General features: G+C 44.6%; 11 protein-coding genes. 2 read left to right on the forward strand and 9 right to left on the reverse strand.

The window, feature by feature from the left end; genetic code table 11:
* Nucleotides 1–689 precede the first annotated feature (689 nt).
* Complete coding sequence (locus NZ043_RS31100; RefSeq protein WP_339310088.1) at nt 690–3,365, forward strand: YhgE/Pip domain-containing protein; 2,676 nt, start codon at nt 690–692, stop codon at nt 3,363–3,365.
* Between the two features lie 91 nt (nt 3,366–3,456).
* On the opposite strand, the gene NZ043_RS31105 is transcribed toward NZ043_RS31100, so the two are convergent.
* The 8 genes from NZ043_RS31105 to lspA form a co-directional block, all read right to left on the reverse strand.
* Nucleotides 3,457–4,761, reverse strand: a complete 1,305-nt coding sequence (locus tag NZ043_RS31105) for a DUF6080 domain-containing protein (protein ID WP_339310090.1) — start codon at nt 4,759–4,761, stop codon at nt 3,457–3,459.
* A 31-nt stretch (nt 4,762–4,792) separates the two neighbouring features.
* A complete protein-coding gene (locus NZ043_RS31110) occupies nt 4,793–5,113 on the reverse strand; it encodes an EamA family transporter (protein ID WP_308737804.1) in 321 nt (106 codons plus the stop codon).
* Nucleotides 5,100–5,429, reverse strand: a complete 330-nt coding sequence (locus NZ043_RS31115) for an EamA family transporter (RefSeq protein ID WP_339310092.1) — start codon at nt 5,427–5,429, stop codon at nt 5,100–5,102. The genes NZ043_RS31110 and NZ043_RS31115 overlap by 14 nt, the downstream gene beginning before the upstream one ends.
* Nucleotides 5,417–6,049, reverse strand: coding sequence for an HAD-IB family hydrolase (locus NZ043_RS31120; RefSeq protein WP_036614827.1), 633 nt, complete (start codon nt 6,047–6,049; stop codon nt 5,417–5,419). Before NZ043_RS31120 ends, NZ043_RS31115 begins: the two co-directional genes overlap by 13 nt.
* 18 nt (nt 6,050–6,067) lie before the next feature.
* The gene (locus tag NZ043_RS31125) at nt 6,068–6,958 is read right to left on the reverse strand and encodes a decaprenyl-phosphate phosphoribosyltransferase (protein WP_133386011.1); all 891 of its coding nucleotides are present in this window, start codon (nt 6,956–6,958) and stop codon (nt 6,068–6,070) included.
* Between the two features lie 203 nt (nt 6,959–7,161).
* Complete coding sequence (locus tag NZ043_RS31130) at nt 7,162–8,415, reverse strand: LL-diaminopimelate aminotransferase (RefSeq protein WP_339310094.1); 1,254 nt, start codon at nt 8,413–8,415, stop codon at nt 7,162–7,164.
* A gap of 110 nt (nt 8,416–8,525) precedes the next feature.
* Nucleotides 8,526–9,497, reverse strand: a complete 972-nt coding sequence (locus tag NZ043_RS31135; protein ID WP_091028499.1) for an RluA family pseudouridine synthase — start codon at nt 9,495–9,497, stop codon at nt 8,526–8,528.
* Nucleotides 9,481–9,975 carry a signal peptidase II gene (lspA, locus tag NZ043_RS31140; protein ID WP_091028497.1) on the reverse strand — a complete coding sequence of 165 codons (495 nt, stop codon included), beginning with the start codon at nt 9,973–9,975 and terminating at the stop codon, nt 9,481–9,483. The genes NZ043_RS31135 and lspA overlap by 17 nt, the downstream gene beginning before the upstream one ends.
* 222 nt (nt 9,976–10,197) lie before the next feature.
* Here lspA and NZ043_RS31145 point away from each other — a divergent pair, with 222 nt between their 5' ends.
* Nucleotides 10,198–10,935 carry a TraR/DksA C4-type zinc finger protein gene (locus NZ043_RS31145; RefSeq protein ID WP_091028495.1) on the forward strand — a complete coding sequence of 246 codons (738 nt, stop codon included), beginning with the start codon at nt 10,198–10,200 and terminating at the stop codon, nt 10,933–10,935.
* A gap of 38 nt (nt 10,936–10,973) precedes the next feature.
* On the opposite strand, the gene NZ043_RS31150 is transcribed toward NZ043_RS31145, so the two are convergent.
* Nucleotides 10,974–11,333, reverse strand: a complete 360-nt coding sequence (locus tag NZ043_RS31150) for a DUF5665 domain-containing protein (RefSeq protein WP_091028493.1) — start codon at nt 11,331–11,333, stop codon at nt 10,974–10,976.
* Between the last annotated feature and the right edge of the window lie 98 nt (nt 11,334–11,431).

An 11,431-nucleotide genomic window follows, 5' to 3' on the forward strand; every position in this document is an offset into this window, starting at 1 on the left:
TTCCCTTCAGCATCATGGCCCCGTGACGAGGAGAAAAAAAAAGACTCCTTGCCGTGTTTATTGGCAAGGAGTCTCCGAACTTCAGACCGCTCTGAAGAAAGTTTACTCTCGGGGATGCATCGCTTCATTTGCCGCAGCAAAAAAACGATGTATCGTTCACGTTACCTTGCCAGTCTCACGGGACTGATTTAAAGGTGCTATTCATGTCGTTCATATTGCAGGACCTCACAGGGTTCTGTAATCAATATGTCCGTTTGTCTTCATGAATTATGACAGAAAGACAACCCCCTGTCAACACCTCACCATCGCAGGTGAAAACCCTCTGCTACGTTCTTCTTAGAATCAGCAGTTAGGCTGAAAAACATCCATGCACAATACATCTCATTGGTTATTCATAATTATACAACATTTCTGCATATTTATCCATAGGCAAATGAGAAATTTGATATAACCAAAATAAACCTTTGACTATGCTTATGTAGAGACAAAACACTTCTTTTTAGAAGAAACGGTGAATCTCATTTAAGCAATATATGAAAGCTCTGCATTAGGTCCAATTGAAATGGGTACAGTTTATAAACATGAACCCGTTCATAGATGCTGCCATAATGCCGATATACATAAGATTCACAAATATGCGTCATAGAAATAAGATACGCCCTACATTTATGTACATTTAGGAGGAAGTCATGCGTCACATTTGGCACGTTTACAAAACAGACTGGTTACATATTCTGAAGGTTCCCACAGGTATATTTTTAATTGTGGCTATCATTTTACTGCCCGGGGTGTATGACTGGGTCAACGTGAAGTCCGTATGGGACCCGTACAGTAACACCCAGGGGATCAAAATTGCAGTGACAACCGAGGACAAGGGTGCAACTGTTGAAGGAACCAATGTTAATATCGGAGACGAACTGGTATCCAGCCTCAAACACAATGAAAAGCTGGGCTGGACTTTTGTAGATCGGACCGAGGCTAGTCGGGGTGTACAGACTGGAGATTATTATGCAAGCCTGCTCATTCCCGGAGACTTTTCATCCAAAATTACAGGTATCGTTGACGGAAAGCTGGAGCGCCCAGAGGTGATCTATACCGTTAATGAGAAGGTGAATGCCATTGCTCCTAAAATCACAGGCTCTGGTGTATCTGCCATAACAACACAAATCAATGAAAACTTCACTGAAGCTGTCAGTGAGGCCGTTCTAAGCAAGTTGAAGGAAGCCGGGGTTGAAATTAATGCCCAGCTTCCAACTTTGCGCAAGATGGAGAATGGCATTTTCACACTGGAGAAAAATCTCCCGGCCATTCAAGCCGCTGGTCAAAAGGTACTAGAAGTAGAAAAAGCCATGCCTGAGATTGTAAAAGATGCTCAAAAGATCGTTGATATCGAGAAAAAACTGCCTGAAATCAATGAAGCGGCACAGTATGTGCTCAAGGTGCAGGAGTATTGGCCACAAATTAATGATGCGGCTTCCGAAGTGCTGGCTATTCAAGGGCGGATACCGGATATACAAAAAGCGGTAGAACGCATTCGAGAAGTGGATGAACACTTTGGTCAGGTATCAGATGTCATCCAAACGGCGCTGGTTAAAACCAACAAAGCTCTGTCTATCGTAACGGCCGCAGAACAAGATCTGGACAAAGTATCACAAATCGCTGGCAACGGGATTGAGCTTGCAGAGGGATTAAATCAGTTCGTGGATTCTAGCGAAGAAGCGTTTCAGGCTATTGGCCCAACGATCCGCCAAAATCTGCTGCTGGTGCAGCAGATTACTAACGCTGCTGGAGACGTATTTGCACAATTGCAAAATTCGGATCTTGATAACTTGCCCACAGCAGAAGATCTGGACCGGATTGCTGCACGCTTGGGGATTGCGGTAAAACTCGTCGACAGTATGGCAGAACTCTTGGGCAAAATAGACAACTTGCTTCCAAGCCATCCACTTGCCGATAAAATTAAGCAGCTGAACTCCGTTTCTGATAAACTTCAGTTGCAAATCCGTCTGGCTGGGATCATGAGTGATGCCATACGTCGTAATACAACACTGCCCGCAGATGTCATCGCTCAGTTAAATACGCTCTCCAAGGACATTAGCAGCGGCATTGGCAATTTCTTGAACACTTACGAAAGTGATATATCGCCGGCTCTATCGGCTGGAGCGGATAAACTAAGATCCATCCTCTCCACTTCAGCAGAAACTCTGCAAGGAGCAAAAGATCGTATTCCTGATATTGCGGACATTCTTGCATCTGCCAAAGAAGGAATTACGTTTGGGCAGACCGAGTTGACAAAAATCCAGAGCGAACTGCCGCAAATACAATCTAAGATCCATCAGATATCAGAGACACTCGCGAACAAAAGTGAAGGTTTTATCCAAGCTTTGAACACCGTGTCTTCATTAATTCGAAATGATCTGCCCAAGCTGGGAACCAAACTGAACGAAACGGCTGATTTTGTTCGTAATGATCTGCCTAATGCCGAGAAACAGATAGGCAAGGCATCCGATTTTGTCCAGAACCAGCTTCCGGAGGTCGAAAAAGGAGTACATCGTGTTGCCACGCTGGTACGTGATGATCTGCCAGCATTAGAAAGTGCCATCAGTAAGGCTGCTGACAAACTTAGGGAAGTCGAAGGTAATAACCAGTTTGCCGAGCTCGCCAAACTTTTGCGCGGCGATATCGAAGAAGAAAGTGCTTTCCTTGCAAGTCCGGTGCAAATCAAGGAACAACAGCTTTACCCAATTCCGAATTATGGATCGGCCATGTCACCATTTTATGGCGTGCTGTCCTTGTGGGTTGGCTCAACACTGCTGATTTCTCTGCTTCGTGCCGAAGCTGAAAATCCAGAGGGCAGGTTCCGGGGATATGAGTTGTATCTTGGACGTCTCGCTACTTTTCTGACCATTGGGTTACTTCAGGCGATATGCGTCACCCTGGGAGATATCTTAATCCTGGGTACCTATGTCGCAGATAAACTGTGGTTTGTCCTGTTTGCCATGCTGGTGAGTGCCGTATTTGTCACCATAACGTACACCCTGCTGTCCGTTTTTGGGAATATCGGAAAAGGGATCGCCATTATCTTCATGGTGTTCCAGTTCTCCAGCTCCGGCGGTACGTTCCCAATCAGCATGACATCACCCTTTTTCCAGGCATTAAATCCGTTCATGCCCTTCACGTATGCGATCAGTCTGCTGCGTGAGTCGGTCGGCGGCATATTGTGGTCTACTGCAATCAAGGATATTCTGTGGTTGTGTATGTTCATCGCGCTAAGTCTCATTGTTGCTCTCGCTTTGAAACGTCCACTCAGCAGTCTCACCAAACGTTCAGCCGAGAATGCCAAGAGGACCAAAATTATTGCTTAACTCATTTACTGGACACTAAATAAGATAAGACCATTGGACTTCCCATCCAATGGCCTTATCTTATTTCATTATATGAATCGATACATCTTGATTAATTCACTGAGCGTTCCTGTTCCAACTGATTATAGGATTGTTTGATTGTTGTTAATGTTTCTACATGGCGATAGATGTTGTTACTTGCCGTAACGATAACACATAACATGATCAAGCCTATAACCACTTTTTTCCCCAATCCAGGACGAAGGCTGATGACAAAACCTCCACCCAACAGGAAGAACGCAAACAGATAGTGCCCCGCATACAGGTACATATCATATTGAAATACAGCCAATCCAAAGCCCACGACTACATGAAGCAAAAAGGCAAATAGAATATATGGCACAAGGGTCCATACTTCACGTTCACGAATGCCCTTAATGAAGCCCATGAGTGCCAAAAGTAAAATAAAGATACCTGTAATCTGCACATAGATTGGATTGGAACGGGATAGATCCGTAACAAAGGCTGCCATGCCCGGGTCCAGTAAATGCATCTTCGGTGTCAGCATCGGATTGATGGTTAGCATGGTCAATGCTTTCCAGTGAACAGCGAACTGGAATGGTGTAGCATAGCTAGTCCCACCATTTTGAATGCCCAATAGCCAGTTACTAACCCAGCTTCGACCTCCAAATGCAACATACTGAATACCAGTTAATACGACGATGATCAGAACCGCCAGTGCCATGATGCCGATGTATTTTTTCAAATTTGCCTTATTGCGCCATGCATGTATATTGAAGAATGTGGCAGCAGCAAACGGTACGATGTTGGTCGAGGTTAGTCCGAAGTTAATGGACGCAATCAATGCATTAGGTACATATCGTACGTCCTGACGCTCACGAGTATACTGCATGTAAACCACCGAGAACAGGATAACGAACTGTACATACGGATACGAATCCGGGATCAACGCGGTATACATCAGGTAGGAGCTTAAACCAAACAGTAAGGCGAACAACAGCGGTACAATGGTTGGTTTATCTTCTTTTTGACTCAGGAACAGATACGCCAGCACCACTGAACCCGCATTAATCAGCGATTGCAGGATTAGAAAGAACCAGTTGCCTCCCAGCAGTTTCGCTACAGCCGCAAGGGTGACTGCGAGAAAGGAGATCAGCGGATGGATCACGGAAGAACTGTTGTCCCCATAATACATTGAAGGATCAAAGTTGAATAAATTGATTGGAAACAGTGTCGTATTAAATGGGGTATACTTCCCAAGCATCTCTGCATTATTTTCAATGTACAGAATATACGAGCCGTTCATTAAACCATAGAACAAAGCAAATCCTGCAAACAGGTAAAAGGCTGTCCAGTTGGCTCTGCGATTATAAAATAAGTAATCTAAAAAGTTCATGCTTTCATTTCACATCCTGATTAAATAAGTTCTAAAATACCAGTAACAGTAGACCACCCATAATACATGCCACACCTATCCAGCGTAAAGGGCCCACCATCTCTTTAAATACCAGCCGCGCTATGATGAGAGTCCAAACATATGTTAATGCGTTCGCAGGCAACACTACGGTTAATGGAAGAAACTTTAGCAATACAATATTCAGCAACGCACCCGTTCCGTAGAATCCAAGTCCCATGAGTACATGCAGACGATTGCGACTGGATGCATAAGCTTTCAGTCCGGCCCCGCCCAGTGCACCACACAACGTCATGACAATTAATACGGCAACCATCCAGCTATCGATCAACACTGGTTAATGTCACCCCGATTCCAAGCAACACAACTGCTGCCAGCTTCTGCACCGTAATTTCTTCCCCAAGCAAAAAATATCCATAGATTAAGGCAAATACGTAGCTGACACACATCAGAGGATAAGCAACAGAGAGTTTTTCCAGAGCAAAAGCTTTAATCATCAAAATCGCTCCAAGTCCATAACACAGAAAACCAACACCCAGGTAGATCCACTCGGTTAATCCCCATTTCCAGAACAATTGACCCGTTGCTGTCAGAAATGCGGAAACGAGCATCAACCATTTACCAGTATGACGCGATTTTATTTCCCCCACGTTAATGCCTCCATGTCCGGAACACGCTTGTTAATAAAGTATCGTTGACTCACTAGCTGCATGACTGGAAGGTCGGATAAGGAGTCCGAGTAGGAACATGACTGGTCATAATCAATGACCATATTCTTCTCACTCAGATAAGCCTGAATTCGGCGTACCTTCTCTTCCCCTTTGCAATTGCTGCCATCAACTCTGCATGTGTAACCATTCTCATGACGGACAAGTTCAGTTCCAATTACATGATCCACCCAGGGGAAATTATTAAAGTATTTCATATAGGCATGCGGAGATGCAGTTACCAGTAAGACATGATAGCCTGCTTCTTTACGATGTTGCATCTCTACACTGGCCTCGGCAAAAATGGACGTACGCAAACGAGTATCAAAGAAATGTTCGAGATCTTTTTCAGACATACGCTCAATCTCTTGAAAGTAGGATCGTTTGACTTGTTCAACCGTCATGAAACCTGCCTTGAATAACACGGTATGTAATGCGATGACAGGTAATCTCCATACCTGCCACGGGTAACGGCGAACACCGTAATGCACAAATTGAAACATGGAATCACTGCGTATGATCGTTTTATCAATATCAAAAATTGCGACTTTCGTGCTTTTCACCCTGATCCCCCTCAGCCTTTATTCAAAGATAGCAAAGATTGTAACAACACTTATCACATACAACATAACCGTAATTAATATGGGCTTGTCCTCAAACAACACCCGATCGGGCGAACCTCCCTGGTTCTTCATGTGGATCAGATACAGGTAACGGAACATGCCGTAAATGACCAATGGAATCGTCCACATGAGATGAATGGTTCGATCTGAAGTGAATGTGAACAGGGAATAACTGATAATCGTAGCTGTCGTCACAATCGTATTGAATTGATCCAGTAATGTAATGGAGTAGTTATCCAAAACCTTACGGTGTGATCCCGTATTTCCCTCAAGCAACGTAAGTTCATTTCTGCGTTTGCCAATGGCCAGAAATAACGACAACAGCATTGTACAGATCAAAAACCACGGTGTGAATGGCACATGGATCAACACACCACCTGCAATGGCACGAAGTACAAACCCGGCTGCAATAGTCATCATATCCAGGATAACGAGATGTTTCAGCACAAATGAATACGATACATTCAACAGGAAATAGACGATACATAACACCCCGAATAGAGGGTTCATCATGAAGGCCGTTCCTACGGAAAGGATTAATAGAATAATGCCAAACAACAAAGCATGACTCGGATTCACCTGCCCAGAAGCCATAGGACGATACTTTTTCACCGGATGCTGTCGATCCCTGTCCCGGTCTACAAAGTCATTTAAAATATACACACAGCCTGCAACGAGGCTAAATAGAATAAAACCGAGCAACGTCGCAAGAATGGTTTCCGTCCGAATCTCCTCAAAAGAGAATAGTAACGCAGCAAATAACAGCAGATTTTTAGTCCACTGTTTGGGTCTTAACAATCTGAATAATCCTGACACTGTACTGCCTGTTCCTGTAGCCGGTGAGGACACCGTACTCGTTCGTGATGATAACAATTGTAATAACTCCCTTCAAAAACAACTTCTGTATATAACAAATAACGTAAAGATCTAATCATATGTTGCTTGTATAATTTTGTAAAGGGAGTAAATGAAAAAAATCTAATATGGGCATAAAAAAAGAGACCGTTACCGGTCTCTTCGTTTTCACATGTTTAATCTATAGGGTACTACAATTAAAATTCGAATTGCACGTCGCTCAGACGACGTTTGATCTCAGCAATAACACGTTTCTCTTCTTCTACACCCTTCGCTTCAAAGGTTACGGAGAAACGAACAAAGTTACCCGCATCATCCCAAGGTACGGATGAGATCAGTTTCTCACGGATCAGGAATTGGGAGAAATCTTCGCCTGATTCGAAGCGACGTCCTCCAACCACACCTTTTGGTGCTTCAACATACAGGAAGAATGAACCTTTAGGTTTTTCAGCCTGGAAGCCCAGTTCGTTCAATGCGGCAACGAGCATGTCGTGACGACGGGAATATTTCTCTGCAATTTTTTCCGTAATTTCAGGGTGATTCAATCCGTAAGCGGCAGCCTTTTGAATCGCGATGAACTGACCGGAGTCATTGTTGTCCTTCACGTCACTGAATGCTTTGACTACAAGCGGGTTACCCGCTACGAATCCGATTCTCCACCCCGTCATGTTGTATGACTTGGATAGAGAGTGCAGCTCTACGCCGACATCCTTCGCTCCAGGTACCGACAGGAAGCTGAACGGTTTCTTGCCATCATACGTCAATGCTGCGTATGGAGCATCATGTACAACCACAACATTGTATTTCTTAGCCCACTCCACGACTTCAGTGAAGAACTCGACCGTCGCGCTAGCGCCTGTAGGGTTGTTCGGGTAGTTCAGGTAGAGCAACTTCGCACGTTTTGCGATGTCTTCCGGAATAGCCGTCAGATCAGGCAGGAAGTTGTTCTCTTTCGTCAACTGAATGTTGAACACTTCTCCACCCAGATACTTCGTATGTGTGCCCATAACCGGATAACCTGGAACGGTCATGATGGTCACATCACCCGGATTGATGAAGCATGAAGGCATCATCGCCAAAGCCGGTTTGGAGCCAATGGAGTGTACGATTTCAGTATCTGCATCAATACCTTCTACGTTAAATACGTTTTTCAGGTAAGAAGCAGCAGCAGCCTTGAATTCAGGAATACCATTGTCGGCATAACCACGGTTCTCAGGTCTGGAAGCTTCTTCTGCGAGTGCAGCCACAATGCCTGCATCCGCCATTTCGTCCGGTTCACCTACACCAAGGTCGATCAGTTCCACATCGGGAAAATCTTTTTTGGCCGAAGCTTTGGCACGTTTGATTTTCTCGAATTTATAAATGTTCGTGTCTTTACCATAGTTGGAGCCACCGATACGGTCGGCAAAATTAGTCTGAATGTAAGTTTCTTGATATTTATCGATACTCATAACGTTGTTCATCTCCTCATTTGACGCAAATTTCTACACTTTAATATGAAGCATTTGCGTGATCAAAGCCATGGACAAAGTATCCGAACATTTGTACTTTCTTGGAGCTGTTAACGACTGCGTAGCGAGGCAAGCACGTCTTCCATATCTTGCGGAATCGGAGCTGAAAATTCAAGGTATTCTCCCGTTGTTGGATGCACAAATCCAAGAATGGCCGCATGAAGAGCCTGTCCTTGCATTTTGATGCCTTTATTCCGTCCATAAGTTGGATCTCCTACAAGCGGGTGACCAATAAATTTCATGTGAACCCGAATCTGGTGAGTACGTCCTGTCTCCAGTTTCAATTCCAACAAGGTGTAATCATTAATCCGCTCAGTAACGGTAAAATGCGTAACGGCATGTTTACTGTTACGTTCTGTGACCGTATACATTTTGCGGTCATTGGTATCCCGTCCAATCGGTGCATCAATGGTCCCTTGATCATGGTTAAGATGACCATGAACGAGCGCAATATACCGTCTATTCACCGTATGTTCCTTCAACTGAGCAGCCAGTGATGCATGAGCACGATCGTTCTTGGCAGCCATGATCAAACCCGATGTATCCTTATCGATACGATGCACAATACCAGGACGCAACTCCCCATTAATACCCGAGAGGTCTTTACAGTGGTGCATAAGTGCATTGACGAGTGTGCCCGACGTATGTCCTGGTGCTGGATGCACCACAAGACCACGTTGTTTATTGATCACGATCAAGTCGCTATCTTCATATACCACTTCCAGCGGAATATCTTCGGCAATGATCTCAACGGCAGCCGGTTCAGGAATCTGTAACTCAACCAGATCCCCTTCGGATAACTTGGCATTGGCTTTGACAACAGCACCATTTACCGTAACCATCCCGTCTCCGATCCACAATTGAACCTGGGAGCGAGATACGTTATCCACAGCTTCCGTAATATATTTGTCAATTCGTTCTTTTTTATGTTCAGCGGCAACGGTCCATTCCATACGTTCATTGCCATTCATTAGTTCTTCGTCGTTAATCTGTTCCTTATTCGGATTACTCATGATGTTCATTCCCTTCAATCTTCGCGGCTGCTTTTTCGCGCCGTCCTTCAAGCAACGTCTCCACAATGATTAACGCTACACCGATGCAGATTGCCGAATCGGCGATGTTAAAAATGGGAAACGTATAACTTCCAAAATTAAGTTGTACAAAATCTACAACTTCTCCGGTCAATGCCCGGTCAAGGAAGTTGCCAATTGCTCCACCAAGCACCAAACTAAGCGCCACAGGCAGCAATTTGTGCGGGGTATCTTTTACCTTTTGCAAATACCAAATCAAGGCAACGACCACAATCAACGTAACCACGATAAAGAACCAACGCTGGTCTTGCAGAATGCCAAAAGCTGCTCCTGAGTTACGATGTGATGTGATGACAAAGAAATTGCCGATGACCGGAATTTCTTCTCTGAGTTCCATCCGGGTTGCAATCAGATACTTGGTTCCCTGATCCAATAAAAATACGATAAAAGCGAGGATATAATACACCACGTTTGTTTGTCACTCCGTTCTTGTCTTTTCCAAACGATACCAGCCTTACGCCAGACTTGTTTATTGTAGCACAGCTGTTTGGAAATCGTCCACGACGCGCTATATCAGCAACGCTTATGGCAAAAACGATAACATTTCCCTTCTGTAATCTTGCCCTTAATGGCACATCCTACAATAGAGTCAAAATCCGGATTCCAGCATGAACGCAGAAAGGGGAAAATCATGTCACATTTTACTAACAAACAACTGCAATTTTTACGTTCCCAACTGATGTCCGATAAGCGTGATATTGAACATAGACTGTCGGAAAACGAACATTATGGCCTTGGAGATTCCCTTAAACTACAGACAGGTGAATTATCACCGATTGATAACCATCCTGGCGACATAGCTACGGAGGTGTATGAACGTGAGAAAGATATTTCCCTGCTGGAACATGATGAATTCCAATTGGAACGAATCGATTCTGCACTTCACTCCATCGAAGAAGGACATTACGGAACATGTGCGGTCTGCCAGCAACCCATCCCTTATGAACGCATGGAAGCTGTTCCCTACACCAAATACTGCAAAAAACATCAACCGGAAACCGTTGTCTCCGAAAACCGTCCTGTAGAGGAAGAATTCCTTGCCCCGGCATTTGGTCGAACCAGTCTGGACGAGCGTGATGACCAAAATGGCTTCGATGGTGAAGACACCTGGCAGATTGTTGAAAGCTGGGGCACATCGAACTCACCAGCCATGGCTGAGGGACGTGATATCGACAGCTATGATGTTATGGCGATTGAAGCAACCGATGAAGTGGAAGGCTGCGTTGAAGCGTACGAAAGCTTTGTTGCCACGGACATCTATGGTCATGACGTCTCCATCGTGCGCAATCGGCAATATCGTCAGTACCTGGAGAACCGTGAAGGCGAGGGTCTGTTAGAACCGGATATGGAGACGGATGACATGTACTAAATGCACTTTGATATCTTTCACCTTTAATTGATAATCGCTTAGTAGGTGTTCATATCAAGCTGACGCTGGACAATGCGCACAATATCAGCGATGTAGTCTCCAACAATGGGAAGATTAAGCGCCCCAAGTAGCTGCAAAACGTAAATGATCGTTGCTGCAAAAAAGGTAAACCCAATCGCAATCCCCACACCTCGGGCGGCTCCAGACAACAGGTTAAGTCCAATCAGCTTCCATGGCCTGTTCAGCAATTCTGTGTATTGCGCAATTCGTGAACGTTCCAGTTCATTCGCCAGACGGTTCGTCAGGGTATGTAACTCTTCAATTTTGTCATGCGAATTTAGATTGTCAGATGTTGATTGTTGTGAAGTGGATGCGGGTTGCTTGTCATGTTCGCTCATGTTATGGTCAGTTCCTTTGATCAATATAGATTGACTGCACTATAGAATCATTGCCTTTTTGCTTAAAAAACAAACGAGCCCAGAACCAGGGAATATGT

The organism is Paenibacillus sp. FSL k6-2145 (genome assembly GCF_037976585.1).
Classification (GTDB): Bacteria; Bacillota; Bacilli; order Paenibacillales; family Paenibacillaceae; genus Paenibacillus.

Bases quoted from the DNA above. Each gene is read 5' to 3' on its own strand.
- NZ043_RS31130 (WP_339310094.1), bottom strand. From the start codon at position 8,415: ATGAGTATCGATAAATATCAAGAAACTTACATTCAGACTAATTTTGCC.
- NZ043_RS31135 (WP_091028499.1), bottom strand. From the start codon at position 9,497: ATGAACATCATGAGTAATCCGAATAAGGAACAGATTAACGACGAAGAA.
- NZ043_RS31145 (WP_091028495.1), top strand. From the start codon at position 10,198: ATGTCACATTTTACTAACAAACAACTGCAATTTTTACGTTCCCAACTG.
- NZ043_RS31105 (WP_339310090.1), bottom strand. From the start codon at position 4,761: ATGAACTTTTTAGATTACTTATTTTATAATCGCAGAGCCAACTGGACA.
- NZ043_RS31150 (WP_091028493.1), bottom strand. From the start codon at position 11,333: ATGAGCGAACATGACAAGCAACCCGCATCCACTTCACAACAATCAACA.
- NZ043_RS31100 (WP_339310088.1), top strand. From the start codon at position 690: ATGCGTCACATTTGGCACGTTTACAAAACAGACTGGTTACATATTCTG.